The organism is Haloplanus sp. HW8-1, assembly GCF_023703795.1.
GTDB classification, from domain to species: domain Archaea; phylum Halobacteriota; class Halobacteria; order Halobacteriales; family Haloferacaceae; genus Haloplanus; species Haloplanus pelagicus.
Genome location: NZ_CP098518.1, coordinates 1657874 through 1683130, shown reverse-complemented (window position 1 = coordinate 1683130; position 25257 = coordinate 1657874). Strand labels below are relative to the sequence as shown.

The following is a 25257-nucleotide window of genomic DNA, read 5'->3' as shown; positions in this document are numbered from 1 at the left end:
GACCCGACTATCAATCGCGAGATCTACGGGCGAGCGTTCATATACCATTGCGCGGACAGTTCCCCCGTGAAATCGTCGCGCGCTCCGAGAGTCTCCGCGCTGTCGGTGTACGGGCTACTCGCCGCGGGGGTACTGGCGCTCGTGACCGTCTCGATCCCCGGCGGTTCGGTCTTGCAGCGAGCGTCGCCAACGGCCCTCGTCACCGGGACGAACCCGATCAACGTCACGTCGCTCGCCGTCGGCGGTGGGCTGCTTGCCGTCGGGATCGCGGCCATCGCGCTCGGCCTCTCGCTGTTTTTGGCTCGCGTATCCTAAGTATCTCCCCGGCGTAGGCCCGTCCATGCCCACCGCGTCCAACGGTTCGGTGTCGCTGTACTACGAGGCCGACGGCGACCCCGACGGCGGGACGGTCGTCTGCCTCGGTGAGGCGGGGTACGGCGCCTGGCAGTGGGGCTGGCAACACGCCGGACTGACGGGCCCCTTCGAGACGCTGGTGACAGACCTCCGGGGTACCGGGCGCTCGGACGCCCCGCCCGGGCCCTACGCCGTCGACGATCTCGTCGCCGACGTCCAGTCCGTCCTCGAGGCACACGGACGCCGACGGGTCCACGTCGTCGGCGCCGGCCTCGGGGGAATGGTCGCGCTCGAACTCGCGCGCATCTCCTCGCGGCCGCGGTCGCTCGCCCTCCTCGGCACCGCCCCCGTCGGTGCCGGCCTGACGCTCGACCCGCTGTTCGGTTCTCCCTCGGACCCCGACGCCCTGGAGTCGTCGCTCGCGGCCGCCTTCACGCGGGACTTTCTGGACGACCATCCCGACGCGATCGGGCGGATCGTCGACTGGCGTGCCGCTGAGGACGCCACCCGCGAGGCCTGGGCGGCGCAGGTCGCCGCCGTCGAGGCGTTCGACGTCTCGGATCGGCTCTACGAGATCGACGTCCCCGCGCTGGTGATCCACGGGCGCGACGACGTCGTCTGGCCGATCGCTCGCGGCCGGCGCCTCGCCGAGGGGTTGCCACGCGGGGAGTTCGTCGGCCTCGACGGCGGTCACCTGATCGGTATCGAGCGTCCCGCGGCCGTGAACGATCGGCTGTTCGGACTCTTCGAAGCGTAAGGGCCAACCGTCCCGGCCCCCTTGCGTCCGACGATGCGCCGCCTCCGCCTCGTACTGCTCGACGCCTCGCACGGCGCCGACCACACCCGACGCAACTTCCGTCGGGAACTCGACGCCGACCTCGCCGAGTTCGACGTGACCGCCGGCGACCTCCCTCCTGGGTTCGACTACGACGGCGCCGTCGTGACTGGCTCGCGCGCCTCGGTCTACTGGGACGAGCCCTGGATCGCCGACCTGCTGACCTGGATCGAACGGGCCGCCGACCGCGGCCTGCCGATCCTCGGGGTCTGTTATGGCCACCAGGCGCTCGCCGCGGCCCTCGGGGGACGCGTCGAGGCGATGGACGACATCGAGATCGGCTACCGGGAGATCGACCGCGAGGAAGATCCACTCTTTGCCGGCCTCGACGACCCGCTGGTCGCCTTCGAGACTCACTCCGATCGGGTGGTCGACCTCCCGCCCGGAGCGACGCGTCTCGCCGGGAACGGCCGCGGGGTACAGGCGTTCCGCCGCGGGGACTGCTGGGGTGTGCAGTTCCACCCCGAGTACGACCGGGACACCGCCGAGACGGTTACCCGCGGGAAGGACCTCCCGGAGGAGCGCCTCGCAGCCGTCATCGACGGGATCGACGACGACAACTACGCCGCCGCCTGCCGAACCAAACGACTGTTCGACAACTTCACCGAGCACGTGCGGCGGGTGTCCGAGGGCGCGATGGCGGACGACGACTGATCGCCGCCCACCACCGTTTTTCACCACCGACCACGGAGTGGGGGTATGGCCCACGACCTGACCATCGACGAGAAGCGCGTCTACGCCGACCGGACGGGCGCCGCGGAGGTGCTGATCGCCGCCGAACAGGGGGTGGTCGCCGTGTCGCTCTCGGCCGACCTCGTCGGCGAGTTCGGACTCGATCACCGGGCGCCCGTCCGGGACGTGGCCACGACCGAGAATCGGCGCGTCGTCGCCACGAGCGAGGACGTCCTCGTCGGGAGCTACGAACCGGCCGGCTTCGGCCCCGCGGTCGCCGTGGGGTTCGACGACGCGGGTGCCGCGCTCGCCGCCGGGCCGGACGGCCGAGTGGCCCGCCTCGACGGCGGGTGGACGACCCTGGGCACCGTCGACGACCCCCGTGCGGTCGACGGGGGGCTGATCGCCACGGCCGACGGCGTCCACCGGGTCGTCGACGACGGCCTACGCGACGTCGGTCTCGGGGACGTGACCGACGTCCACGGCCGGGGGACACCGCTCGCGGCGACCGCGTCGGGGCTCTACCGCCTGGGCAACGGCTGGATGGCAGAACGCGACGGCGCGTTCGTGGCCGTGAGCGCCGCAGACGGCGACCGGGCCGCTGCCGCCGACGGATCCGGCGTCGTCGTTCGCGAGGCGGCGGGCGAGTGGTCGGCGGTCGAGACGCCCGCGACCGACGTCGTCGACGTGGGGTTCACTGACGCGGCGACGGTGGCGGTGACGGCGACGGGGACGCTCCTCGCCGACGCGGGCGACGGCTGGCGGACGCGCGAACTGGGCGTGACCGGGGTGTCGCGCCTGGCGATCCAGTAACGGAAACGGTTTTCGGGGCGGCCGTCGACCCCCTCGTATGATCGTTCCCGGATCGGAGTCACAGGCACTCGGTGCCGCGCTGGCCACCGAGACGGAGCAGTCGCTCGCCGCGGTCCGCTACGAGCGGTTCCCGGACGGCGAACGGATGGCGTCGGTCGACGGTCCCGCCGACGCCGACCGGGCGGTGGTCGTCGCCGCGACGACCAGCGACGCCGCACACGTCGAACTCCTGCAGTTACAGGACGCCGTCCGCGAGGCGGGCGTCGACGAGGTGGTGACCGTCCTCCCCTACATGGGCTACGGGCGACAGGAACGCGCGTTCGAACCCGGCCAGCCGGTGTCGGCCCGCGCCGTCGCCCGGGCCGTCTCGACGGGGACCGACCGGGTCGTCCTCGTCGACCCCCACGAGGCGTCGGTCACGGACTTCTTCGACGTGCCCTGCGACGTGGTTCGGGCCGCCGGCCGCCTCGCGACGCCACTGCCCGCCGACCTGACGGCCCCGCTCTTTCTCTCGCCCGACGCGGGCGCCGTCGCCCTCGCCGAATCGGTCCGCGACGCCTACGGCCGCGGCGACGTCGACTACTTCGAGAAGGTCCGCCACTCGGGGACGGACGTGGAGATCACGCCGAGCGACGCCGCCGTCGAGGGCCGGGACGTTGTCGTCGTCGATGACATCGTCGCAACCGGGTCGACCATGAGCGAGTCCATCGCCGTCCTGAACGACCGGGGGGCAGCCGCGGTGTACGTGGCCTGCGTCCACCCGCTGTTCGCCCGGTCGGCGCGGACGAAACTCGAACGCGCCGGCGTCGAGGCGGTCTACGCCACCGACACCATCGAACGCGACGTGACGGCCGTCTCCGTCGCCCCCGCGGTCGCCGGCGCGCTGTAATCCGTGCCGGACCACACGTCCGACCCGCCCGCCCCCGACGACGCCCTCGTCCTCGCCCCCGACTGTCGGCGCTGTCCCGCCCTCGTGGCGTCGCGCGACCGGATCGCGTGGGGGAACGGCCCCGCCGACGCCGCGGTGATGGTCGTCGGCGAGGCGCCCGCCGCGGGCGACCCCAACGCCGCCGACTGGCCTGGCGGCAACCGGTCGGGGCTGGCCTACATCTCGCGACACTCCGGGCGTCGCGTCCGAGCGCTGCTCGCGAGCGTCGGCGTCGACGACGCCTTCTACACGAACGCGGTGAAGTGCCTCCCCGCGGGGGGCGACGGGTCGAACCGCGAACCCACGGACGCCGAGCGGTCGAACTGCCGGACGCATCTCCGGGCGGAACTCGATCACGTCGATCCCGCGGTGGTTCTCTCGACCGGGAAACACGCCACGGCGTCGCTTTTCGCCGCCGAGGGCCGTGACCTCGACAGGTTCGTCGACCGCGTGCTCGACCCGGTCGCGTGCCCGACCCTGGAAACGACGGTCGTCGCCCTCCTGCATCCCTCCTACGCCGACGTGTGGCGGTCGCGGCTCGGCTACGACCGGAACGGGTATCGTCGGGCGTTGGCGACGGTCCTCCGGGACCACGGCGTCGACGCACACCCCTACAATAAAAACCATCCCGCGAAACACTTTTTACGTCGCCGTCGAACTATGTGACACGGACACACACGGCCGGCGTCGGGCCGGTCACGCGGTCGCGAGTTGGTACGCATGACGACGTTTACACCCTCACGACGACGCGTGCTCGGCGCCCTCGGTGCGGCGGTCACGGGCGGTGCCGCGGGCTGTCTCGGCGGTCCGGGCGATACCGGCGGGGGAGCAACGGCCGAGCCGACGGCGACGGCGACGCCGGAGCGTTCCTCGATCCAGGTGCTGCTGGACTGGAAGGCAAACGCCACCCACGCCGGCCACTTCGTCGCCACGTCCCGAGGGTTCTACGAGGCCGAAGGGCTGACCGTCGACCTCGTCTCCGGCAAGGGCGGGGCCTCGACGGCGAAGCAGGTAGGACTAGAGAAGTATCCACTGGGGCTTTCCAGCGCCGCCGCGACTCTCGGCACCCTCGACGAGGGCGTCCCGCTCCGGGCCTACGCCGCCGCCCAGCAGGGCCCAAACAGCGTGGTGTACACCACGGCCGACGCCCTCGGTGGGCAACTCGACGGCCCCGAGTCGCTGGCGGGGAAGACGGTCGCAGTGCCCCCGGCCGCCTCGAACCTCGCGCTTCTGAAAACCATCCTGACGGACGCGGGCGTCCTCGGGGACGTCTCCTTTCTCGAAGTCGGGTGGGGCGGGTTGACCTCCTCGGTGCTGTCGGGCGACGCCAACGCCGCACTCGGCGCGTTCCCCGACGGCATCTCGCTCGACCGGGAGGGCCACGACGCCGCGATGCTGTGGATCGCCGACTACATCCCAACGGTCGGGCGGTCGGTCGTCGCCAGCCCCGCGTTCGCCGAGTCGAACCCGGAGACCCTGCGGGCGTACCTCCGGGCCACCGCCCGCGGGTGGGCGTGGGCGTCGAACGATCCAGAGGGGGCGATGGACCTGCTCGTCGCGGCCCGTCCCCGGCTGGAGGCCTCCTACGACCTCGGCGTGACGAAAATCGAGTACACCGCAAAGCGACTGATCCTCACCGACGCCGTGCGCGAACACGGGTGGGGGTGGCAGTCCGACGACGCGTGGCAGACGGTCGTCGACGCCCTCGTCGCGGCCGACTTCCTCTCCGAACAGGTCGCCGTCGCCGACGCGTGGACCAACGAGTACCTCGATACGGCCGATCCGTACGTGGGGACCTACGCCTCGCAGGTCTCGATCGACTACGAACTCTGAGCCGTGTCGGACCCGCGTTCGGTCGTCGGTCGTGTCGCCCGACTTCCGCGTCCCACGCTCGGGCGACGGGCAGCGTCCGGCTTCGTCGCCGCGGTCGTCCTCCTGTGCTGGCACGGCCTGACCGTCGCCACCGACGTGCCGTCGCTCCTGCTCCCCTCTCCGGCGACGGTGGGCAGGACGCTCGTCCGCCACGCTCCCGAGATGGCCCCCCACGTCGTCTACACGGGCTACGAGGTGGGTCTCGGCTGGGGCGTCGGGACGGGCGTCGGCGTCCTGCTCGCGCTCGTTCTCACCGTCTCCCGGCCGATCAGATTGGTCGGCGCGCCCGTCCTCCTCGCGGTCCAGGTCGTCCCAGTCGTGGTGTTCGCGCCGCTGTTGATCCTGCTGTTCGACGCGACGCTGCTGACCAGGACGCTTATCGCTGCCCTCCTCACCTTCTTCCCCGTGACGGTCGCGACGCTCGACGGCCTCCGGTCGGTGCCCGCGGGGCAACTCGCCTTACTCCGATCGATCGGCGTTCCGCGCTGGCGGCGCGTGCTCTACGTCCGGGTCCCCAACGCCGTCCCCACGCTCGTGACGGGGCTGAAACTCGCCACGCCCGTCGCCGTCCAGGGGGTCATCCTCGCGGAGTTCCTCGCCGCCGAACGGGGGATCGGCCACCAACTCCTCTCGACGGCCAAACGGTTCGACACCGCGCTGCTGTTCGCGTACGTCCTCGTTCTCGCGGCGTTGGGCATGGCGCTGTTCGCCGGGGTGGCGGCCGTCGAACGACGCCTCCGGGGCGACGCCACCGGGGAGGGCGACCTGCTCGAAGCGACCGGCGTCCTGGGGACGGCGTCCGTCGCGATCCGTGGCACGTCGGGGATCGCGGCCGCCGCCCTCGTTCTCGGAGGGTGGCAGGTCGCCGCCGGAACGACGGCCCTGCTCCCGTCACCGGTGGGCGTGGCGACGACGCTCGCCCGGTTTCCGGACCTGTTTCTCACCACGAGCGTCGAGACGCTGGCGAAGTTCGGCGTCGGCTGGAGTGTGGGTGCGGCGACCGGACTGACGGTCGGCACCGCGACGGCGCTCGTTCCGCGGATCCGTTCGACCGTCGAGGGGACGCTGGTCGGATTCCGTGCCGTTCCCGACCTCGCGCTCGTCCCGTTGTTGCTCGTGTGGGTCCGCATCTCCTTCGAGGCCGCAGTCGTCCTCGTGGCCGTCGCGGCGGTGTTCCCGGTTGCCGTCGGCACGGCGGCGGGGCTGCGCCGGATGCCCGCAGCACACGCCGACCTGCTGGAACTGGTCGACGCCGCCCCCGGTCACCGACTGGCGCTGCGGTTCAGACACGCGGTGCCCGCGCTGTTCGCGGGCGTCAAACTCTCTATCGTCCGTAGCCTCGCGGCCGTCGTCGTCGCGGAGTGGTTCGTCGCCGAAACCGGGGTCGGGGTACTCCTCCTTCAGGGGATGACGAACGGCCAACCCGCCTTGACGTTCGCGGCGGCCGTCGTGCTGTTCGGACTCGGCGTCGGCCTGTTCGGCCTCGTCGTCGGCGTCCAGCGGCGGGTCTCGTGGTGACGACAGCCGTGTAGTTTCTTTAGCGTGGACACAGTACCAGCGCTCATGACCGACTGCATCTTCTGTTCGATCGTCGATGGGGAGATCCCTAACCACTCGGTCTACGAGGACGAGACCGTGATGGCCTTTCTGGACGCGAATCCGCTCGCCCGCGGACACACGCTTGTCATCCCCAAAAGCCACCACGAACGGATCAACGACCTGCCCGCCGACCTCGCGACGGACCTCTTCGCCGCGGTCCGCGATCTGACGGAGCGCGTCGAGTCGGCTGTCGACGCCAGCGCGACGACCGTCGCCGTCAACAACGGCGAACTCGCCGGTCAGGAGGTGCCACACGTTCACGTCCACATCGTTCCACGGTTCGAGGGCGACGGTGGCCGCCCGATCCACGCGCTGATCGACGAACGGCCGGACGTCGACGACGACGAACTCGACGCCCTGGCCGCCGCCATCGCGTCCTCCTGATCGGGGCGTCCCGTCGCTTCGCGATTTACGCAGCATACAGTCATTAAACAGCTAAATGTGTGTAAGGACATGCAAGCAAACGCATTTATATTCCAAACCCGTGTGATAATTTAGACGAGGTGATCGAAGATACGAACGAAGAAGTCCGATCCGTAACCGATCTCCGGTCCGATCCACTGCGTCGTCAACGCCACACGAGACTGTCAGTCTCCGGGGTGGTTCGACTGGGAACGCTACCCGTATTCGTTCATGGCCGACGTCCCCGTTTGCTCCCGAGGGGACGTCCACCCTGTTTTCGCGACATACCACAGTAAGATATCGTATTAGCCGTCGACAACGGGTAACGCGGCGTCGGCGAGGCCGACAGCGTCGGCCGAGTCGGTCGACCCGCATCCGTCGAGATACGGACTGCGGGCGGTCGATCCCCTCTCAGGTCACGCGGGGACGTATCGCGCGCCCTCGTGATCGATCGCGTCGTGTTCGATCAGCGTCTCGAGCACCGGGAACAGCGTGATCTTCCGGAGGTCGAGGGCGTCGTGTAACTCGTCGACCGTCGCGCCGTCGGTAGCGGCGAGGAACACGTAGACGAGTTTGGATTCGGCCGACCGAATCGTGTCGGGGACGTCGATGGCGGGGCGGTCGGGGTCGGGGGTCTCGAGGTGGGTGGTGCTCATCTCGACTAGTTCGTCCGCCTACAGGTGTATAAATGTTTCTGGATTATGATATGTCGTTATCGATCGGGATGATTCGGTCGACGTCGGACGTCAACGAACCACTATTGTGAGATACGTAGGTTCTATAGGAGTTATAGCGCCGGAACACGACTTCCGCATTCGTTCCACGCATTCGTGATAGTTCGACCCAAGACACAGTACCTACCAGAATTAATATACTTTTTCGGTGTCGGCGCGTCCGGGCCAAACGGTTATGCGCCGTCCCCGTCCAGGGTCCGTATGGCCCGTGTCACGGACGTCTTCGTCGCGCCCGACGGGTCGGCCCCCATGGAGTCGGTCGATCGGGTCGAAGCGATCGCCGACGGCGGACTGCGTGGCGATCGCTACTGTACCGGGGAGGGACATTACGCACCCTACGACACCTGTCAGGTCACCCTCGTCGCCGCCGAGGCGATCGCCGAGATCGAACGCGAGACGGGAATCGACCTGACCGACGGCCGACACCGGCGCAACGTGGTCGTCGAGGGGATCGACGTCCACGAGTTGCTCGATCACCGCGTCCGGGTCGGCGGGGCGACGCTCGTCGGTACCCGTCCTCGGCCACCCTGTGCACACGTCGAGGACCTCGCCGACGAGGCGGGCGTCGCCCGCGCCCTCGGCGACGGCCGGGGTGGGATCTGTGCCGACGTGGTCGAGGGCGGTCCCGTCGCAGTCGGCGATACCGTGACCGACCTCGGCTCACGGGACCGTACCGACGCCGTCGTCGACCGTCTGCGATCGGAGGAGTGACGGCCGGCGTCGATCACCCCTCGGCGGTCCGGTTCCCGGTCGTTGTGACCGCCGTTCCGTACCAGTCGGGGCGCTCGACGGTCGTGGCCCCGAGTGTGTCGATACGAACGGTCGACGAGATCTCGCGTTTGCCCGAGCGGTACCGCACCGTCTGTTCGGTCTCGATGGTGCGTACCACGCCGTTCGAGTCGACGAGCAGCGTCATCGACGCGTTCGAGGCCACGGCGGTTGCGTTCAGTGCGGCGGTGACGCGGTACAGTCGCTGTCCGTCCCGGTCGACCGGTTCGACCGTCGCGTTCCGGCGCGTGCTCAGCCGGTAGATCGTATTTCGCTGGAGCGCGGCGTTCAGTTTCACCGGCGAGTCGAACAGCGGGACCCGACGGTAGGAGGCCGTGCCGTTCCGACGGACGCGCTGGTAGGTCGTCGTCCCGTTGCGCCAGGCGGCGGTCCGCGTCGGACCGGCCGCGTAGCGCGCCGGTGTGTCGCCGACGGTGTGCCGGCTACTCACGACCCGCCCGCGGATCGGTTCATCCGGATCGACCCGCCACGTCCGGTTGCTGACGACCCGATACGACCCGTTCTGCGGTCGCATCGTCGTGGACGACCGGACGGTGAACGACTGGGATTGGAGGGCGTCCGTGTGCGCCCGGACCAGTGCGTTCGCGTCGGTCACGCCGTCGGTCGAGAGCCCCGGCGGCGGCGCCGACTGACTCGTCGGCGCGGCACACCCGGCGGCGACGACCAGCAGACAAAGCAGGGCGATCCGCGCTCTCATCGGGGGATCACCTCCGGGAACCCGTAGAAGAAGTAGTAGATTTCCGCGACCCCCGACGCGGCGAGCAGGCCGCCCGACGCACGATAGATCCGCTCGGTGTGGTCACGCAGGACCGAGACAGCCGACGACCCGCCGAGCGCCGAGACGCCCGTCAGCACCGTCAACACGACGCTCATACCGAGGGCGTAGGCGACGGCGATGCCGACGCCGACGGCGGGCGTCGACGCCAATCCCTTCGCGACGACGGCGAGGAACAGCGGCGCCGTACAGCCCGCGGCAGCCCCCGCGTACAGGACGCCGAAGAGGAAGAACCCGACGACCGACCGCCGCCGCTCCGGCAACCGGACGTGGCCGAGCGTTCCGCCCCGCCAACCGGCGGCCATCGCGGCGCCGGCGAGGAGGAACACGGCCCCGACGACGACTTCGAGAACGGCGATGTCGGCCAGCGCCCGCGCGCCGAGCGCGGCCGTCGTTCCGGCCAGACCGACGTAGACGAGCGTGATGCCGAGGCTCGCGGCGAGGCTGATCAGCGCCGCCCGAGCGAGGGGGCGGCGCACGCGGCCGGTGATCGCGTCCGTCGTCTCGTCGTCCGCCCGCGCCGCGGTGTCGCCCAAGAAGTACGACAGGTAGCCGGGGAGCAGCGGAAAGGCACAGGGGGCGAAAAACGTCACCGCCCCCGCCGAGAACGCCAGCCCGAACAGGGGCGGCAGCGCCAGTCCGGCCATTCAAGATTCCTCCACCAGCGGGGAGACGAGGGCGTCGAACTCCTTGAACGTGCGCGCCCGGACTTCGGGACCGTCGCCATCCGCCGGTTCCCCGTTCGCGTCGAACAGCAGGTTCGTCGGATAGCTGTTCGCGTTCCACCGCTCGGTGGCCTCGAGTGCGGGATCGGCCACGACCGGCCACGTCCCCTCGTACTCCGTCCAGAACTCCCGGACGAGCGTCTTGTCGACCTCGGGAGTGATCGACACCATGTGCAGCGCGTCAGCGTCGTACGCCGCCCGGAGCGTCCGGAACTCGGGCATCTCCCGCTGACACGGCTTACACCAGGTCGTGAAGAAGTTCAACAGGGTGGCCGTCCCCGACGCGAGGAGTCGCACCTCGCCGTCCGGAAGGTCGCCACGCGTGACGACCGAGGGGAGGGCGAGTGCCCCGTCGTCGTCGGCCGTCCCGTCCGTTTCGGACGACGATCCGCCGAGACAGCCGGCTGCGCCGCTGATCGCTGTGCCGATGGCTCCCAAGAGGAGCCGACGCCGTCTGGAGGGCATGCAGTACGTGACGTCTCCCCCACCGACACATATAGCCTGGTGGAACGTCTCACCGCGCGACGGAACGGCGGTACGCGACCGCCGTCTCGACCGCCCCCTAGCGGGCGGACACGGTCGATCGTCGTGGTGGATACCCCGAGTCCGATCGACCGGCGGGCCCCGGGCTTAACACCGCGCCGTCCGTGGTCGGGGTATGGTACCGACGGACGCCGCGCCCGATCGGCAGTTCACCTTCGACTACGACCCCGGCGAACTCCGGTGTGGGCGCGGCCGCGTCGCCGACCTCGTCGACCTCCTGGCGGCCCGCAACCGCGACCGCGCCCTCGTCGTCACCGGGTCGAACGTCGGCGCGAACCGCGCGGTGATGGATCCCGTCGAAGCCGGTCTGGGGGACCGACTCGCCGACGTCTTCGACGAGACCACGCCAGCGAAGTACCTGCGGACGGGGCTGGCTGGCGTCCGTCGCGTACACGAGGCGGACGCCGACGCCCTCGTTGCCGTCGGAAGCGGCAGCAGCCTCGACGTAGCGAAGGTGATCGCTGCACTGGAGAGCCACGACGATCCCGAGGCGGCCGCCGAACACGCCGTCGCGTCGGGGAGCGTCCCGGTTGCCGACGATCCGCTACCGATCGTCGCGGTACCGACGACGCTCGCCGGGGCCGACCTCTCGGTCATCGCGGGCGTGAGCCTCTCGCTCGACCCCGCGGGGACGCCCGATCACGAGATTCCCAACGGCTCTGTGAGCGACGCACGCCTCATGCCGACGGCGCTGTGTTACGACCTCGCGCTCTTCGAGACGACGCCGAAATCCGTCCGCACCGCCTCCGCGATGAACGGCTTCGACAAGGCGGTCGAATGTCTCTACTCGCCGTACGCCACGCCCGTGACCGACGCCACCGCGATGCGTGCGCTCTCGCTGATGTCATCGGGCTTTGGGACCCTGTCCGCCGAGTCCATGGACGAGGGCGACCTCTACGACGCCGTCGCCGGGGTCGTCCTCGCGCAGTACGGTATCTCCACGCCCGGCACCTACCGTGCGTCGATCGTCCACGCCTTCGGTCACGGCTTCTCCCACGACTACGAGGCCCACCAAGGCGTCGTCCACGGCATCCTCGCGCCGCACGTCCTCCGATACGTCTTTGCCCGGACCCACGCCCGGCGCGACCTGCTGGCCGCGGCGCTCGGCGTAGCCGACGCGACCGATCCCGCCGCGGCGGTGGTCGACGCCGTCGCCGACGTCGCCGCCGACCTCGACCTCCCCGCCCGCCTCCGGGCCGTCGACGGTCTCGACCGAGACCACCTGCCCGACGTCGCGGACGAGATTCACGACGACGGACTCATGGACGCCGCGCCCTCGGGCATCGACCCGACGCCGGCGGAGATCCTGACGGTTCTCGAAGAAGCGTGGTGATCGGAGCGTCGTCGCCGGGGAGGGCCTGTCGCCGCCGATTCCGTCCCTATCCGTCGCCGAACTCCGCCCGGGCGTCGTCGAGTACCTCGTGAGCGTGGCCGCCGGGGTCGGGAGCGTAAGTCGCGATGACCTCGCCGTCCGCGACGAGGAAGGTGCGGCGGTCGGCGTAGCCCAGATCGGTCGAGACGCCGAACGCCTCGGCGACCTCGCCCTCGGGGTCGGCCAGCAGGTCGAACTGCAGGTTCTCGGCCGCCGCGAACTCGGCGTGGCGCTCGGCGTCGTCCATCGAGACGCCGTAGACCGTCACCCCGAGTTCCACGAACTCGGGCAACGCCTCCTGGAACTCGCCGGCCTCGACCGTACAGCCCTTGGTGAAATCCTCGGGGTAGAAGAAGACGACCGTCGGCTCCGCGAAGTCGGGGGTGACCGACTCGCCGTGCTGGTTGGGTGCCGAGACGTCGGGGGCCGGATCGCCGGGTTCGAGCATCGGCCGGCCTTCGACCCCGAGGCCCATAACGGGTTCGCAGCCGGCGATCATCCCCGGATCGCCGCGAGGAGTAGCGCCGCGCCGAACAGGCCGAGCGTCCCCAGCGCGTACGCGACGATCGACGCCCGCTCCCCGGCGACGACGACGAACGCGCCCGCCGCGCCCAGAAAGCAGAGTCCGAGACCGCCGAGGGCGACTCTGACCGCTCGATCGAGCCCCGGCCCCGGTTCCCAGTCGCTCGTCCGGACGACGGTATCGAGGGCGGTCGCGACCCGGTCGGCGGCGTCGTTCGGGACGACGAGCAGGTAGGCACGTCCCCACCGTCCACGGCGCCGATACCGCGGGAGGAAGACGGTGTACCCGCCGATCCGCCGCCGGTGGACGGCCCGGAGCGACGAGAGGTCCCACGTCCGGACCGCTCGGTCGTCCGGACCCGGCGTCGCATCCGCCGCGTACTCCGCGGCGGCCGCCCCGGTCACCTGCCGGAGCGTGCCCGTCTCCGGGTCGAGGTGTCCAACCGTGTACCGGCTGTCGACCGCCGCCCGACAGACCACGGCGGCAACGGGGTACGCGAGCAACAGTCCCGGCTCGACGGCCAGCGGCAGGAACAGGACCACGGCGCCGAGCATGGCGGGCGGCAGGTAGCGGAGTCGCAGCCACCCGGCCGACGGCACGAGCGTCTCGCGCTCGCGGTCGGTCCCGTGTTCGACCGACAGCAGGAGATACCACAGCGACGCCGGGCCGCCGACGAACGCGAGTACACCGACGAGGACGGCAACGTCGACGTTCTCCCCGGCAAGTCCGTCGACGAGGACGAAGAGGAGCGCCGAGAGCAAGGCGAGACCGAAGAGGCCGGCGACGCCCGCACCGAGGTGCAACACCGCGAGTCGGAGTCGGTCGGCGTCGCGGTCCGGCAGCGCCGTCCACGTGACGGCGGAGTCATCCCCTTCCCGGCGCCGGTTTCGGTCCTCCCCGTCGGCCATCGGCGGCTATCGTCCCCGCCCACTCAAGGACTTTGTCCCCGCTCAGCGTTCCGCGAACGCGCTCACCTCGCCGGTCGGAGTCCGGACGGTGACCGTCCCGTCGTCGTGGATGAGCGCCACGTCGAGGCCGAACGCGACCGTTCGGACGCCCGGGTCGGAGCGGAGGCCGTCGCCGGTGTAGACGACGAGGTGATCGCCGGGAGCCAGGGCCGACAGCGGCTCCCGGCCCCCGCTCGTGATCGTCTCCGCCCGTCCGTCGTAGGCGACTTCGTAGCCGTCGATCGGCAGCTCCCCGCTGCCCGTGTGTTCGAGGATCACCGCCTCGCCGCCCGTCGGATCGTCGGCCGGCGTGTCGGGTGCGGAACCGGTACCGTCGGCGTCGAGTTCGTATATGGCGAGGCCGTCCGGCGTCGGCCCGCTCGCAAAGCGAAGGAGGTCGATGCCGAGTTGGTCGGCGAGGTAGGCGATTCGTTTGGTCGCAGCGCCGTTGCCGAGTCGCTCGAGGTATTCGCCGACGGTGTCCCAGTCGCAATTACGGTCGGCGGCGGTACGCATCGCAGTCGCGAGTTCCCGAAGACCACCACAGAACTCGGGGTGGTCCGCACAGTCGACCAGCGTCTTCTCCAGGTCGCTGACCTGAACGGTCGTGCCCTCGATCGATGTCGGCTCAACGCCGAAGAATTTCCGCTCGGTGACTGTCGTGACGCGGTACGGGACGCCGTGGATCTCCCGGCTTTGCGCTCGGGTCGGCGTAACGACGTACACCGTCCGGGGGACCTGTTCGGTCAGCCCGTGGTGGTTGAGGGCGCTGTAGTAGCCGGGTACGACACGTCCGTGACGTGCTGGCGGTGGGGGTCGCAGAACACGAGTCGTGAGGTGCAGGGGCGTCTGGAGTGTCACGACTGTGGACTGGACGACAACGCAGACAAGAACGGGGCGTCGAACATCGGCAAACGAGCCGTCGGTAAGCACATTCAGAGCCCGCTATCGATGGCGGGGGCTGGTGTGGCTCAGCCCGAAACGCAGGTCGTACTCCAGGGATCCAACCGTGAGATGGAACCTGCGAACTCTCCAGACGACGTGGGCCTAACCCTCAGTGAGGGACCCCACGACTTTAGTCGTGGGAGAAGTCACTGAAAGTACCGTTTGTTGATCTCGTCGGCCGTCCGGGCAGCGAGGGCCTGCCCCGTGTTGGTCGGGTTTGCGCCCCCGACGCCGTTGGCGAGCGCAGAATGGTCGGCGACGAACAGCCGGTCGACGTCGTAGGCCTCGCAGGCCTCGTCGACGACTTGTCCCATCCGCATCGTGCTGTGGACGTGGAGAGCGGTCGGCGGGGAGTCCGAGCGGTGGACGTGGGAAGCGCCGGCCTCTCGGAGAATCTCGGCGGCGATCTCGGCGAGTTCGTCCCGGCGGCGCCGGTCGCCCTCGCTCGGCTCGTAGTTCACGATCGGGATCGGTCCGTGTTCGTCCGCGATTCCGGGCGCGACCGAGATGCCGTTGCGCTTGTGGGGGCGGTCGTCGGTCACGACGAGCACCTGGAGCATCCGACGGTAGTCCGAGAGGAGACGCTTCAGTTCGGCACCCCTGAGCCGCCCCATCGTGTCCCAGGGGGCCTCGGCGGGATCGTTCTGGAAGGCGAACCCCGAGGCGCTGGCGCCGAAGCCCAAAATCGCTCCAATCCCCGGCGCGGTCCCGATGGTCTGGAGCATACCCACACCTGGATAATCGAAGCGTGCCGCGATGTCCTGGCCTTCGTGCTGGTCGATTGTCTCCTTTCCCAGCGGCTCCGTGAGGTCGTCGGCGTCCCACAGGCCCATGATGTTGTCCCCGAAGTGGATGGTCAGGCCGCGGCCGACCCAGTCGTTCGCCGGGAGGTCGGAGTTGAGCCAGAGCCGCGGCGTCTCGATCGCGCCCGCCGCAAGAATCACGACTTCGGCGTCGACGGTTTCGGTGGTTCCGGACCACGTGTCGCGGAACTCGACGCCGGTCACGGTCGGGGAGTCGCCGAGGGCAGTCTCGGTCGTGACATCGGTCACGAAAGCGTTGGGCCGAACGGTCACATTACCCGTCTCGAGAGCTGGCGGAACGAAGCTGACGTTGCTCGCGCGTTTGGCCTTCTCCTCGAACGGTGCGCCCCGCGGGTGAGGGTTGCCGGCGATGTTGCCGAGCGCGAGCGTGTCGCCCTCGACATCGGGATAGGTGAAGTCGCCGGCGTATCCCTCGTCAACGTGGAGTTTCGGGTCCGGCTGTCTGATCGCGTTCGGCTGGGGTCGGTAGCCCGCCTCGGTGACGTTCAGGTCCTCGATCAGCTCCCACCCCGCGGCCTCGGCACCCCGGAAGAACAGTTGCTCTTTCGCCGTGACGGGCGCGGGGGTCACCTCGCACATCGCTTCGACCTCTTTGTAGTAGGGGATGAGGTCGGCGTAGTCGATGGGCCAGTGGCCCTGCTCGTCGATCGACGCCGGGTACGCACGAGGATGACAGCCGGTGTAGTGCAGCGTGGTGCCGCCGACACCGGCACACTGGAGGATCGCCCCGTCTCCCGGGAACTTCCGGAACCAGAACCCCCGCTCGTGGTCGGCCGGCCCGAAGACGAGGTTGTTGATCATCTCGAACTCGCGGGTGGTGAACTGTTCGTCGAGGAGGTCGCCGCTCAGATCCTCGACGCTGGAGGAGGCCTCGCCGCCGGGCTCCTCGTGGGGATTTGGCCACTTCTCGTTGCCGTGGAAGGGGCCTGCCTCCAGGATCAGTACCGACAATCCCACCTCGGCCAACTTCCAAGCCGCCACCGGGCCATCACCCCCCGCGCCAACCACCACGGCGTCGTAGCTGTCAGCGACCATCTCAGTCCTCCACGGGCAAGGGTTCCTCGTAGTCGCTCGTGTCGTAGTCGTTCTCCCGGAACGAACCCGACCCGTGGACGATCCGAACCCCCGACCCCTCGTCGACGGTCGTCCACTCCTCGCCCTCGCCGAGGGGGCTATCGTCCGCGCCGACGTAGCCACGCAGCGCCGCGTACCCGTTCGCGAACCCCGGGAAGCCGGTCTGTCGCCAGCTCTGGACCGCCCTCGGATCGTTCGGGTGGACCCGCTCACTGGGCGGCTCGGTGAAGTCGTCGTACCCCTCCCACTCGCTGTAGTAGATCATCTCCACGAACCCGATAACGAGTTGGCCGACGAGACCGGCGTCCATCTCGAACAGGTCGTGGTCCGTCGGCGTCACCTTGATCTCGAACTCGTCGAGGATGGCGATGGCGCGGAGCCGGTCCTCCCGGGATAGCTCCGCGAACGGTCCCACGGCGCTTCTTGCCTCATCCGGCGGCGGGTCGTCCGGGCCGAGCAGCGACAGCGCCCGGTCCGTGCTGGGGTCAGCCTCGTTGTCTCCCTGCTCCAGTAGCTTCAACGCCGCCGCGTCGAGCGTGTGCGCGATCGGATCGGCCAGTTCGATGTTCCCCTGGGGGCCGAGATCGGGGAGTCCGAACTGGAAGCCGTCGTCGATGTAGGTGATGGCGAACTCGTCGAGACCGATGGCCAGTCCCCCGGGAGCGTACTCGGGCCCCAACTCATCGGCCAGCTCGGGGGTCTCGGGGACCACCGCGTCCACAATGGCCCGGAACGTCACCCTCGTGTGCGGGTCGACATCCGGGCCGATCCCCAACGCCTCGAGAACCCACCCGCCGACGGACTGCAGGCCCCGCCACGCGAACGCCAGCCATTGTATGGGCCGCCGTATCACGCCATCGGTTACCATATGACCGAGTTACACTAATGTTTAAAAAATGTTACTGCGATACGAGGATCGATCACGATACGGCCGGTAGCGGGCGGCTATCGAGGGTGGGGAACCTATTTCAATGCTGCGTGTATTGTGAACACTGCGCATAGGCTATGAGCTTCCTGTTGGATCCTCCCGCGCTCGTGCTCATCGGCGTTACCATCGACCGGTACATTGACGCTCGGTCGCGTCGCAATCGACTCGCGGCGGGCGTCGTCGCCGTGTTCGTCGTCGTGAGCACGCTGCTGTACCTCGATGTCCTCCCGTGGTGGTTGGGAGGGTGGATGAGCGGCTCGGACTGGATGTTGAACTCGGGGCTCGACACGGAACTGTCCCGGCAACCGGGAACCGATGTCCTCGCCGTAGTGTTGTTCGCGTCCTATCCGCTCTGGATGCGGTTGGGGCTCAACATCGGGGAGCGGTACCGGTGACCGTAGAGGGGCACGATCCTCCGCGGTCGCCGGTGGGGGAGCCGTCGGAAGCGGCCTGTGCGGGGCGGTGTCACGGCATGAGTGCATCCATCGACACGTTCGAGACCGATCCGAGGAACAGCACCCGCGCGGAACTCGACGAGCTCTTCCACGACGCCGATCCCGGCCCGATGAAGACGCTGGTCAACGAGGGGGGGAGGGAGGTCGCCGTCGACGAACGGGAGGTGGCGAACGACGAACACTGGCGGGGGTTCTTCCCGACCGACCACACCTTCACGTACCTGAACCAGTTCGCCCCGCTCCCCGCGGGGTTCCACAAGCGCTTCTGGTGGGAGAACGGCTCGCTGGTCGGCGAGACCACCGACGCGGACGAGGTGGTCGTGGGACACAACCGGCTCCGCGAAGTCGAGCATAACGGCCGGCCGTACGCCCTGCTCACGTACACAGACCTCGTGTATCGCCCGTTCTACGACCTCCTGCTCCCGGTGACCGACGACCTGGTCGTCGGCAAGGCCTACCTCGGCCGGTTCCCGTACGGGATCGAGACGCTGACGTTCGGGCTGACGCGCCGGTACGGCTTCGACTTTCTCGCCCCGGCCGACCACGCCGTGCTCTGGAATCAGGGCTCGGTCCCCGATCCCGAAGCGCTCGACGGGGCGTGGGACGTACAGCTCGTCTCGAACGCCGGGCTGTCGGACCCGCTCTTCGAGTTCCAGTTCGAGCGGACCGAGCACGGCGTCGACGGGAAGTACGAGGTGCTCGACACGGCGGGCGGCGATGTCCGCCTCGACTTCGACGAGGACCGCATGGAGATGTTCGACTTCTCGAACTGGCACGACGAGATCCGCCAGATCGAGACGGAGTTTATGATCGGGAAGTACTGCCAGACCGAGACTCAGCTCCTCCCGTCCCCCGAAGAGGGCTCGCTGGGCCACCTCCACGCCGAGACGGAGGCCGGCGACGAGCGGCTGTGTCTCTACTACGTCATGAACGCCCGCGACGAACCGATCAGCGAGGCGTGACCCCCCGAGTTATTTTTCGGCTCCGCCGAAGCTACTCCCATGACCGACAGCGCGATTCCGCAGGTGGATGTGGCGCTCCCGGAGGTCTCCCACGTCGCGTTCGTCGTCGATGACCTTGAAGAGAGCATGCGCCGGTTCGGGGCCCTCTTCGGGATGGAGCCGTGGGTTACGTACCGCTACGAGCCACCGCGCCTGACCGACGCGACCTACCGCGGGGAGCCGGCGGAGTACTCGATGCGGGTGGCGGTGACGGACGTCGGCGGACCGGTCGACCTGACGACGACGGTCGTCTCCGGGGGGACGCTACAGCGGGTCGTTGGCTGGCTCACGGCGTTGCGCGACCGGCTCGGACTGCGACCCGGATCGGACGGCGGCGAGGTGCTGTCGTCGTTCCCGAACCCGGGGGTCCCAGGGCTGAACGTCGAGTTGATCGAACCGCTCGACGGGCCGAGTACGTACACGGAACACCTCGACGCCGGCGGCACGGGCATCCACCACATCGGCTGCTTCGCCTTCGACGACCCGCGCGCCGCCGTCGAGCGCTACGAGGACGCGGGCATCCAAGTCGTCCAGAGCGGGCGCTTCGAGGGGCTCAAGTTCTGGTACCTCGATATGCGTGAGGAACTCGACGGCGTACTCCTCGAGATCGCGGCGAACCTCTGGGCGGTCCCGTCGCCCGACGGGGTCTACCCCGAGTGAGACGCCTCGGTATCCCCGCCCCGGAGGTGGATCACACCGAGGATGCCGACGCCCGCGCCCGAGCCCTGCGCGAGCCACAGGACGATCCACCGGAGAGCGGTCATGTTCGCCGGATCGACGTAGTGCCAACACTCCACGACCAGGAAGAAGAGGCCGAATCCGGCGGCGAGGGCGTACCCAACACGACGGTCGGCGGCGACGCCCCACAGCCCCGCGAGCGCGACGAGCGTGAAGACCCCCACGCCGACCGTGGCCACCAGCGGGTCGTTGAACGGCTCGAAGGGGGCCCAGTTCCCGGCCAGTTCGTCCGCGATGTGCATGTACTCGAACACGACCGCCGACACGAGTGCGTGGGGCGTGTATCGCGTGGTCCCCCCTGTGACCATGTCGGCACGACGACGGGGCGGGAGGTAAAGCTGCCGCCGGTGTCGGCGAGAACGGACGGTCGTCGCCCGGACGGGGCGAGCGCGCCCCGCTCGTGCCCGGGTGAACGCCGACCGTGCTGGTGTAGACACCCTTCGGAACGTCGAGTTCGTCCATCAGCTCGAAGACGTTGCGGCTCCCCTCGACGTTCACGCGCCGAGCTACCTCGGCTTGCTCCGCACCCGGGCCAACGTAGAACCAGGCGCCGGCGTGGAACACGCCGTCGACGCCCTCCATCGCCCCGCGCATGCTCTCCTTGTCCGTGAGGTCACCCTCGACGACCGTCACGGTCTCCGGGAGGTGAGCCGCGTTCGATCGGGACGCGTCAACGCCACGATGTCGTGGCCCTCGGACACCAGTTGCTCGACGAGGTGAGTCCTGATGAACCCCGTCGCGCCCGTGACGAAGTACTCTATACGCGGGCTACGGTGACGTGATAAAAATAGGTCCGACAGACCACATGTACAGCTATCTGACCGGCCGTCGTCGATCGGGACGAGGCATGGAACACGCGCCATCCGAATCCGAACGTGTCGCACGCGACTACCTGGAGTCCGTCTGGAACGAGCGCGGATACGACGAGATCCGGTCTCTGGTCTCTGAGTCGTTCGTGATGTACGATCCGGCAGCACTCGCGGCGGACGTCTCCGGGACCTGGGACGAAATCCACGGCCGCGACGGCTTAGAGACGTTCATCCGGGGCGTCGTGGCGGGCTTCCCCGACTTTCAGGTGACGGTCCACAGGATGCTCTCCGAGGACGACGCGGTGATGTACGACGGGCGATTGAGGATGACTCACGAGGGGACGTTCTTCGGAGTCCCGCCGACCGGACGGCGGGTCGAGGTTCGGTATATGGGACAGATCGAGGTCGCTGACGGTATGATCGAAGAACACCGGGTCTATCCGCCCATACTGAAGATCGCGAAGCAACTCGGGTTCACCTCCCTCACCGTGGTTCCCTACCTGCCGCGACTCGCGTGGGGACTGCTCACGCGACGGCGATAGGTCAGAAGTATCGTTCCACGATCCTCTCCCCCGTCCGGGCGGCGAGCGCTTGGCCCGTGTTCGTCGGGTTCGGCCCGCCGATCCCGTTGGCGAGCGCCGAATGGTCGGCGACGAACAGCCGGTCGACGTCGTAGGCCTCGCAGGCCTCGTCGACGACCTTCCCCATCGCCATCGTGCTCTGGATGTGGATCGCCGTCGGGGGGGAGTCCGAGCGGTGGACGTAGGAGGCGCCTGCCTCCCGGAGGATCTCGGCGGCAATCTCGGCGAGGTCGTCCCGCCGCAGCCGGTCGCCCTCGCTCGGCTCGAAGTTGACCTGGGCGACCGGTCCGTGTTCGTCCGCGATCCCGGGTGCGACTGAGATGCCGTTGCGCTTGTGGGGCCGATCGTCCGTCAGGATGAACAGCGGGAGCATCCGTCGATAGTCGGCGAGGATTTCTTTGAGTTCCCGCCCGGCCAGGCGCCCCATCGTGTCCCAGGGGGCCTCGGCGGGATCGTTCTGGAAGGCGAACCCCGAGGCGCTGGCGCCGAAACCCAGAAACGCCCCGATGCCCGGGCCTGCGGTTATCGGCTGGAACATGCCGACGCCGGGATAGTCGAACCGGACAGCGCTGTCCTGTCCGTGATGCTGGTCGACGGTCGGCTTGCCGATGGACTCCTCTAGGTCGTCGTCGTCCCACAGACCCATCACGCTGTCCGGGAGGTGGATTGTCATCCCGCGGCCGACCCAGTCGTTCGCCGGGAGGTCGGAGTTGAGCCAGAGCCGCGGCGTCTCGACCGCCCCTGCCGCGAGGACGACCACATCGGCCGACACCGACTCCTCGGCCCCCGACCACGTGTCGCGGAACTCGACGCCGGTCACGGTCGGGGAGTCGCCGAGGGCAGTCTCGGTCGTGACATCGGTCACGAAAGCGTTGGGCCGAACGGTCACATTACCCGTCTCGAGAGCTGGCGGAACGAAGCTGACGTTGCTCGCGCGTTTGGCCTTCTCCTCGAACGGTGCGCCCCGCGGGTGGGGGTTACCCGTGATGTTGCCGAGTGCGAGGGTGTCGCCCTTGATGTCGGGGGAGGTGAAGTCGCCGTCGTAGTCGGCGTCGACGTGGAGGCGCTCGTCGGGTTGCTTGATCGCGTTGGGCTGGGGACGGTAGCCGGGTTCGGTTACGTTCCTGTCGTCGAGCAGGTCCCACCCCGCCGCCTCGGCCCCGCGGACGAACAGTTCCTCTTTGGCGGTCTGGGGCGCGGGAGCGACATCGCACATCGCTTCGACCTCTTTGTAGTAGGGGATGAGGTCGGCGTAGTCGATGGGCCAGTGGCCCTGCTCGTCGATCGACGCCGGGTACGCACGGGGGTGGTTGCCGAGGTAGTGCAGCGTGGTGCCGCCGACACCGGCACACTGGAGGATCGCCCCGTCACCCGGAAATTTCCGGAACCAGAACCCCCGCTCGTGGTCGGCCGGCCCGAACAGCAGTTCGTTCAGCATCTCGAACTCGCGGGTGGTGAACTGTTCGTCGAGGAGGTCGCCGCTCAGATCCTCGACGCTGGCGGAGGCCTCACCGCCGGGCTCCTCGTGGGGGTTTGGCCACTTCTCGTTGCCGTGGAAGGGGCCTGCCTCCAGGATCAGTACCGACAATCCCACCTCGGCCAACTTCCAGGCCGCCACCGGGCCATCACCCCCCGCGCCAACCACCACGGCATCGTAGCTGTCAGCGACCATCGTGATCCCCGATTTGGCCCCATACCGGCCGACCGTCTCTTGGTCGCCCTGTTCGTTTCCCTCCCGTTTTCGAGGATGTTCTGTCCATCTCGATCACCTCACGTCTCTATGCTGACTGGAGACAGTGTGGACGGTCTCCCTCGGCGATGCGTCCCTTCGCTACCCGGAACCGGTACAGGCGACCGAAGGGTTGGCAACGTCGAAGGTGTGGCCGGGACCGTCACTCGTGGGACTCCCCAGTTTCGATGGTCGTTCGCTCGTACTCGATTCCGGCTTCCTCGAGGAACGACTGTAATGTGGTCATGCCACGGTCGAAGTCGAATCCGGTGCCGTCGATGTGGGCGTTGCCGTTCTCGGTGGGTTCGAGTTCCCAGTGGGCGTGGAGTTCGATCCGCCCCGAGTCGTTGCGCCAGCCACGAAGGTGCGTCTGCCACCAGTCGTACCTCGTCCCGTCGACCGTATTACGTTCGTAGATGACCCGGGCGAGGTTCAGGACCTCGCCGCGCTCGTAGTAGGAGAACTCCCAGTTGGGCGCGAAACTGTACCCACCCAGCTCCGCTTCGATCTCCGAGACGGACTGATCCACGACGAGGTACTCTCCAGACGGCCGTGGTGCCGTGAACAGTGCCTTCCGGAACTGCCGGTAGCCGTATCGGACGGCGTCGAACGGGATGTGAATGAAATCCCAGAGGTTTATCGAACTCATATCAGGGGTTTCGGTCTGGGCCGAGGCGGTCTTGAACGAGACGGGCCGACGAGGTTGGTTCGGTCTTCTGGACAGTCGGGGGTGGAGCGTCCATATTTGTCACTTGTTAGTTGTTACCAACCTATTTAATTCTGTATGCCAGGTGCCAGGTTCTGCCCCGATGGCACGACCTGAGGTCGCCGTCAGGATGTCTTCCCCCGACCCAGGAGCCGGTCGGCGAGGCTGCCGAGGGATTTCATCGTGACGTTCACGTAGAGCCCGACAAGAAACGCGACGCCAGCCGTGAACCGGGCCGAACTGGGGGCCGACGCTGGGAGCATAACGGTCGAGAGCAGATACGTCCCGGAGCCGAGAACCCACGCGACGGGAATGCGGAGTGCCAGTTGAATGAGGCGGTCGAGTTCGGAGGCCTCGTCGTAGTACTCCAAGTGGGACATGAGCTTCGTGAAGATGTAGCCAAGCGCACCCAGCGACGAGTACAGGTAGACGTACGTCGGAACGGCGACAGCCCCGGCTGCTGTGTCCTTGGTGTCGACGACTCCAAGGTTCAAGTGACCCGTCGAGAGGGCGATACCGACGGTGGACAGGACGGTGAACAGCAGGATCAGCGACCAGTTTTGCCGAACGCTCCCGCTGACGGACGATTCGGTCACAGCCGTGTCGTCAGTCGCTGATTGGCTCATAGCTCTCGGACCGGAACGGATACCCCGCTCCCGGAAACATGGGTAAAGTAACATTTCGGACCCATATAATGGTACTCACCAGTCGTTCTTCCGAGAGGTCCGAGAGACGAAACCGCCTCGAACATTGGCCGACCGATCGATTTCGGGTGAAAACGTCGTATGCGCACCGACATGTTGGGATTCGGCTGCTGCGGGGCCGGTTGGTCAACACCGGAGTGCGCTGGTGAAGTTGGGGAAAGGACGGCCTCGCATCGGTCGTTGAGTCCCTCCGCCTTAGTTGTCGTCGGGGCACCGGTAGTTCGTCACGGCGAGACGGTCACGCGTCGCCTGAGAACGAACCGATATTCCGAATCGGCCTTCCACTCGTCGACGCTCGCCTCGCGGATCGTGCCCGACGAGTACACGCGCTCCTCGTCGTACGCGATCACGTGCCGTGGCCAGGGGTACGGTGGTCTCCAGCAGAACCCGATTCCGATTCCGTTACGGTCGTGTGCAACGGCCCAGGAGAGCGCAACGAGCGCGTAATCCTCGCAGTCACCGCGCCCGCTCTCGACGCAGTCGCGTGGATATCTGGCCAGATCAAGGAAGCCGTTCCACTCGTCCTGCGTCCAGACGTACTCCGACTGGGACCACGACTCGAGGTCGAAGGATCGCCAAAAGTCGTCACGGTCGACGTACCGGGCGGGCGCCACGAACGTCAACGGCGTCCAGCGGCGAACGTCCATAGCCGTGATACCATAGCAACGCTAGTAATGGTTTGGGGGTGCCGTGGTGGCGGCCGGTGCCTCGAACGGACCCGCACACGCGGGACCCCCCGAGTAACGGGTGCTCGCGCGTCTTCCCCACCGGACAGGGGTGCGACCTGGCCAACAACCTCGACGTCGTGACGGACCACCTCGCATACGGATTATTGTAACTAATTACCGGTCATCGCCAGAGACGGGGTCGGCGATGACCG

Annotated in this window: 29 protein-coding genes and 2 pseudogenes; 16 read left to right on the top strand and 15 right to left on the bottom strand. The window is 68.2% G+C overall.

Features of this window, described 5'->3' with window-relative positions:
- Positions 1-66 precede the first annotated feature (66 nt).
- From NBT82_RS08955 to NBT82_RS08915, 9 genes are read left to right on the top strand one after another with little or no spacing between them, the layout of a single operon-like run.
- Complete coding sequence (locus tag NBT82_RS08955; RefSeq protein ID WP_251331184.1) at positions 67-315, top strand: hypothetical protein; 249 nt, start codon at positions 67-69, stop codon at positions 313-315.
- Between the two features lie 25 nt (positions 316-340).
- On the top strand, positions 341-1111 hold the full coding sequence (locus NBT82_RS08950; protein WP_251331183.1) for an alpha/beta fold hydrolase: 771 nt from the start codon (positions 341-343) through the stop codon (positions 1109-1111).
- Positions 1112-1144: 33 nt separating this feature from the next.
- Complete coding sequence (locus NBT82_RS08945) at positions 1145-1843, top strand: type 1 glutamine amidotransferase (RefSeq protein ID WP_251331182.1); 699 nt, start codon at positions 1145-1147, stop codon at positions 1841-1843.
- A 45-nt stretch (positions 1844-1888) separates the two neighbouring features.
- Entirely contained in the window at positions 1889-2674 is a 786-nt protein-coding gene (locus NBT82_RS08940; RefSeq protein WP_251331181.1) for an HVO_0234 family beta-propeller protein, read from the top strand.
- Positions 2675-2711: 37 nt separating this feature from the next.
- Positions 2712-3563: a ribose-phosphate diphosphokinase gene (gene prs, locus NBT82_RS08935; RefSeq protein ID WP_251331180.1), complete on the top strand. Its 852-nt coding sequence runs from the start codon at positions 2712-2714 to the stop codon at positions 3561-3563.
- 3 nt (positions 3564-3566) lie between these two features.
- Positions 3567-4268: a uracil-DNA glycosylase gene (locus NBT82_RS08930; RefSeq protein ID WP_251331179.1), complete on the top strand. Its 702-nt coding sequence runs from the start codon at positions 3567-3569 to the stop codon at positions 4266-4268.
- Positions 4269-4322: 54 nt separating this feature from the next.
- Positions 4323-5435: an ABC transporter substrate-binding protein gene (locus NBT82_RS08925; protein WP_251331178.1), complete on the top strand. Its 1113-nt coding sequence runs from the start codon at positions 4323-4325 to the stop codon at positions 5433-5435.
- A 3-nt stretch (positions 5436-5438) separates the two neighbouring features.
- Positions 5439-6992 (top strand): ABC transporter permease, encoded by a 1554-nt coding sequence (locus NBT82_RS08920; RefSeq protein WP_251331177.1) that lies wholly within the window; start codon positions 5439-5441, stop codon positions 6990-6992.
- 45 nt (positions 6993-7037) lie between these two features.
- The gene (locus tag NBT82_RS08915; protein ID WP_251331176.1) at positions 7038-7457 is read left to right on the top strand and encodes an HIT family protein; all 420 of its coding nucleotides are present in this window, start codon (positions 7038-7040) and stop codon (positions 7455-7457) included.
- Positions 7458-7891: 434 nt separating this feature from the next.
- Here the strand turns inward: NBT82_RS08915 and NBT82_RS08910 are convergent, their stop codons facing one another.
- Complete coding sequence (locus NBT82_RS08910; protein ID WP_251331175.1) at positions 7892-8131, bottom strand: TrmB family transcriptional regulator; 240 nt, start codon at positions 8129-8131, stop codon at positions 7892-7894.
- A gap of 279 nt (positions 8132-8410) precedes the next feature.
- Between NBT82_RS08910 and NBT82_RS08905 the strand changes: the two genes are divergently transcribed.
- The gene (locus NBT82_RS08905; protein ID WP_251331174.1) at positions 8411-8920 is read left to right on the top strand and encodes an MOSC domain-containing protein; all 510 of its coding nucleotides are present in this window, start codon (positions 8411-8413) and stop codon (positions 8918-8920) included.
- A gap of 13 nt (positions 8921-8933) precedes the next feature.
- Here the strand turns inward: NBT82_RS08905 and NBT82_RS08900 are convergent, their stop codons facing one another.
- Genes NBT82_RS08900 through NBT82_RS08890 form a run of 3 tightly spaced genes read right to left on the bottom strand, consistent with a single transcriptional unit; the run spans position 8934 to position 10963 of the window.
- Entirely contained in the window at positions 8934-9695 is a 762-nt protein-coding gene (locus NBT82_RS08900) for a DUF7537 family lipoprotein (RefSeq protein ID WP_251331173.1), read from the bottom strand.
- On the bottom strand, positions 9692-10420 hold the full coding sequence (locus NBT82_RS08895) for a cytochrome c biogenesis CcdA family protein (protein WP_251331172.1): 729 nt from the start codon (positions 10418-10420) through the stop codon (positions 9692-9694). Before NBT82_RS08895 ends, NBT82_RS08900 begins: the two co-directional genes overlap by 4 nt.
- Entirely contained in the window at positions 10421-10963 is a 543-nt protein-coding gene (locus tag NBT82_RS08890; RefSeq protein WP_251331171.1) for a TlpA family protein disulfide reductase, read from the bottom strand.
- 193 nt (positions 10964-11156) lie between these two features.
- On the opposite strand from NBT82_RS08890, the gene NBT82_RS08885 reads away from it, so the two are divergent.
- Positions 11157-12374, top strand: coding sequence for an iron-containing alcohol dehydrogenase family protein (locus NBT82_RS08885; RefSeq protein ID WP_251331170.1), 1218 nt, complete (start codon positions 11157-11159; stop codon positions 12372-12374).
- Between the two features lie 46 nt (positions 12375-12420).
- Here the strand turns inward: NBT82_RS08885 and NBT82_RS08880 are convergent, their stop codons facing one another.
- The 3 genes and pseudogenes from NBT82_RS08880 to NBT82_RS08870 form a co-directional block, all read right to left on the bottom strand.
- A complete protein-coding gene (locus NBT82_RS08880) occupies positions 12421-12861 on the bottom strand; it encodes a peroxiredoxin (RefSeq protein WP_251331169.1) in 441 nt (146 codons plus the stop codon).
- Positions 12862-12908: 47 nt separating this feature from the next.
- A complete protein-coding gene (locus NBT82_RS08875; RefSeq protein ID WP_251331168.1) occupies positions 12909-13844 on the bottom strand; it encodes a hypothetical protein in 936 nt (311 codons plus the stop codon).
- Between the two features lie 432 nt (positions 13845-14276).
- Positions 14277-14663: pseudogene (locus tag NBT82_RS08870) on the bottom strand (type IV toxin-antitoxin system AbiEi family antitoxin domain-containing protein); the annotation flags it as partial.
- Here NBT82_RS08870 and NBT82_RS20430 point away from each other — a divergent pair.
- Positions 14565-14981: a zinc ribbon domain-containing protein gene (locus NBT82_RS20430; RefSeq protein ID WP_486617155.1), complete on the top strand. Its 417-nt coding sequence runs from the start codon at positions 14565-14567 to the stop codon at positions 14979-14981. The pseudogene NBT82_RS08870 and the gene NBT82_RS20430 sit on opposite strands and share 99 nt — an antisense overlap.
- On the opposite strand, the gene NBT82_RS08860 is transcribed toward NBT82_RS20430, so the two are convergent.
- Both NBT82_RS08860 and NBT82_RS08855 read right to left on the bottom strand, forming a co-directional pair.
- Positions 14975-16687, bottom strand: a complete 1713-nt coding sequence (locus tag NBT82_RS08860) for a GMC family oxidoreductase N-terminal domain-containing protein (RefSeq protein WP_251331166.1) — start codon at positions 16685-16687, stop codon at positions 14975-14977. The genes NBT82_RS20430 and NBT82_RS08860 overlap by 7 nt on opposite strands.
- A 1-nt stretch (position 16688) precedes the next feature.
- On the bottom strand, positions 16689-17594 hold the full coding sequence (locus NBT82_RS08855; protein ID WP_251331165.1) for a hypothetical protein: 906 nt from the start codon (positions 17592-17594) through the stop codon (positions 16689-16691).
- A 137-nt stretch (positions 17595-17731) separates the two neighbouring features.
- Here NBT82_RS08855 and NBT82_RS08850 point away from each other — a divergent pair, with 137 nt between their 5' ends.
- The 3 genes from NBT82_RS08850 (at position 17732) to NBT82_RS08840 (ending at position 19770) form a co-directional block, all read left to right on the top strand.
- On the top strand, positions 17732-18049 hold the full coding sequence (locus tag NBT82_RS08850; protein ID WP_251331164.1) for a hypothetical protein: 318 nt from the start codon (positions 17732-17734) through the stop codon (positions 18047-18049).
- Between the two features lie 77 nt (positions 18050-18126).
- On the top strand, positions 18127-19071 hold the full coding sequence (locus NBT82_RS08845) for a hypothetical protein (protein ID WP_251331163.1): 945 nt from the start codon (positions 18127-18129) through the stop codon (positions 19069-19071).
- 39 nt (positions 19072-19110) lie between these two features.
- Complete coding sequence (locus NBT82_RS08840) at positions 19111-19770, top strand: VOC family protein (protein WP_251331162.1); 660 nt, start codon at positions 19111-19113, stop codon at positions 19768-19770.
- On the opposite strand, the gene NBT82_RS08835 is transcribed toward NBT82_RS08840, so the two are convergent.
- Positions 19758-20156: a hypothetical protein gene (locus NBT82_RS08835; protein WP_251331161.1), complete on the bottom strand. Its 399-nt coding sequence runs from the start codon at positions 20154-20156 to the stop codon at positions 19758-19760. The two genes, NBT82_RS08840 and NBT82_RS08835, sit on opposite strands and share 13 nt — an antisense overlap.
- A 145-nt stretch (positions 20157-20301) precedes the next feature.
- Positions 20302-20711: pseudogene (locus tag NBT82_RS20180) on the bottom strand (NAD-dependent epimerase/dehydratase family protein); the annotation flags it as partial.
- On the opposite strand from NBT82_RS20180, the gene NBT82_RS08825 reads away from it, so the two are divergent.
- Positions 20696-21199, top strand: a complete 504-nt coding sequence (locus NBT82_RS08825) for an ester cyclase (protein ID WP_251331159.1) — start codon at positions 20696-20698, stop codon at positions 21197-21199. The pseudogene NBT82_RS20180 and the gene NBT82_RS08825 sit on opposite strands and share 16 nt — an antisense overlap.
- 1 nt (position 21200) lies before the next feature.
- On the opposite strand, the gene NBT82_RS08820 is transcribed toward NBT82_RS08825, so the two are convergent.
- From NBT82_RS08820 to NBT82_RS08805, 4 genes are all read right to left on the bottom strand, one after another.
- Positions 21201-22910 (bottom strand): GMC family oxidoreductase N-terminal domain-containing protein, encoded by a 1710-nt coding sequence (locus NBT82_RS08820; protein ID WP_251331158.1) that lies wholly within the window; start codon positions 22908-22910, stop codon positions 21201-21203.
- 220 nt (positions 22911-23130) lie between these two features.
- Complete coding sequence (locus tag NBT82_RS08815) at positions 23131-23616, bottom strand: hypothetical protein (RefSeq protein WP_251331157.1); 486 nt, start codon at positions 23614-23616, stop codon at positions 23131-23133.
- A 182-nt stretch (positions 23617-23798) separates the two neighbouring features.
- Positions 23799-24269 (bottom strand): hypothetical protein, encoded by a 471-nt coding sequence (locus NBT82_RS08810; protein WP_251331156.1) that lies wholly within the window; start codon positions 24267-24269, stop codon positions 23799-23801.
- Positions 24270-24601: 332 nt separating this feature from the next.
- Entirely contained in the window at positions 24602-25024 is a 423-nt protein-coding gene (locus tag NBT82_RS08805; protein WP_251331155.1) for a hypothetical protein, read from the bottom strand.
- Positions 25025-25257 lie beyond the last annotated feature (233 nt).

Coding starts and splice junctions, on each gene's coding strand:
- NBT82_RS08805 (WP_251331155.1), bottom strand. CDS start 25,024: ATGGACGTTCGCCGCTGGACGCCGTTGACGTTCGTGGCGCCCGCCCGG.
- NBT82_RS08845 (WP_251331163.1), top strand. CDS start 18,127: ATGAGTGCATCCATCGACACGTTCGAGACCGATCCGAGGAACAGCACC.
- NBT82_RS08950 (WP_251331183.1), top strand. CDS start 341: ATGCCCACCGCGTCCAACGGTTCGGTGTCGCTGTACTACGAGGCCGAC.
- NBT82_RS08825 (WP_251331159.1), top strand. CDS start 20,696: ATGGAACACGCGCCATCCGAATCCGAACGTGTCGCACGCGACTACCTG.
- NBT82_RS08820 (WP_251331158.1), bottom strand. CDS start 22,910: ATGGTCGCTGACAGCTACGATGCCGTGGTGGTTGGCGCGGGGGGTGAT.
- NBT82_RS08875 (WP_251331168.1), bottom strand. CDS start 13,844: ATGGCCGACGGGGAGGACCGAAACCGGCGCCGGGAAGGGGATGACTCC.
- NBT82_RS08860 (WP_251331166.1), bottom strand. CDS start 16,687: ATGGTCGCTGACAGCTACGACGCCGTGGTGGTTGGCGCGGGGGGTGAT.
- NBT82_RS08885 (WP_251331170.1), top strand. CDS start 11,157: ATGGTACCGACGGACGCCGCGCCCGATCGGCAGTTCACCTTCGACTAC.
- NBT82_RS08915 (WP_251331176.1), top strand. CDS start 7,038: ATGACCGACTGCATCTTCTGTTCGATCGTCGATGGGGAGATCCCTAAC.
- NBT82_RS08940 (WP_251331181.1), top strand. CDS start 1,889: ATGGCCCACGACCTGACCATCGACGAGAAGCGCGTCTACGCCGACCGG.
- NBT82_RS08855 (WP_251331165.1), bottom strand. CDS start 17,594: ATGGTAACCGATGGCGTGATACGGCGGCCCATACAATGGCTGGCGTTC.
- NBT82_RS08905 (WP_251331174.1), top strand. CDS start 8,411: ATGGCCCGTGTCACGGACGTCTTCGTCGCGCCCGACGGGTCGGCCCCC.
- NBT82_RS08890 (WP_251331171.1), bottom strand. CDS start 10,963: ATGCCCTCCAGACGGCGTCGGCTCCTCTTGGGAGCCATCGGCACAGCG.
- NBT82_RS08895 (WP_251331172.1), bottom strand. CDS start 10,420: ATGGCCGGACTGGCGCTGCCGCCCCTGTTCGGGCTGGCGTTCTCGGCG.
- NBT82_RS08835 (WP_251331161.1), bottom strand. CDS start 20,156: ATGGTCACAGGGGGGACCACGCGATACACGCCCCACGCACTCGTGTCG.
- NBT82_RS08910 (WP_251331175.1), bottom strand. CDS start 8,131: ATGAGCACCACCCACCTCGAGACCCCCGACCCCGACCGCCCCGCCATC.
- NBT82_RS08925 (WP_251331178.1), top strand. CDS start 4,323: ATGACGACGTTTACACCCTCACGACGACGCGTGCTCGGCGCCCTCGGT.
- NBT82_RS08945 (WP_251331182.1), top strand. CDS start 1,145: ATGCGCCGCCTCCGCCTCGTACTGCTCGACGCCTCGCACGGCGCCGAC.
- NBT82_RS08880 (WP_251331169.1), bottom strand. CDS start 12,861: ATGCTCGAACCCGGCGATCCGGCCCCCGACGTCTCGGCACCCAACCAG.
- prs (WP_251331180.1), top strand. CDS start 2,712: ATGATCGTTCCCGGATCGGAGTCACAGGCACTCGGTGCCGCGCTGGCC.
- NBT82_RS08850 (WP_251331164.1), top strand. CDS start 17,732: ATGAGCTTCCTGTTGGATCCTCCCGCGCTCGTGCTCATCGGCGTTACC.
- NBT82_RS08840 (WP_251331162.1), top strand. CDS start 19,111: ATGACCGACAGCGCGATTCCGCAGGTGGATGTGGCGCTCCCGGAGGTC.
- NBT82_RS08815 (WP_251331157.1), bottom strand. CDS start 23,616: ATGAGTTCGATAAACCTCTGGGATTTCATTCACATCCCGTTCGACGCC.
- NBT82_RS08900 (WP_251331173.1), bottom strand. CDS start 9,695: ATGAGAGCGCGGATCGCCCTGCTTTGTCTGCTGGTCGTCGCCGCCGGG.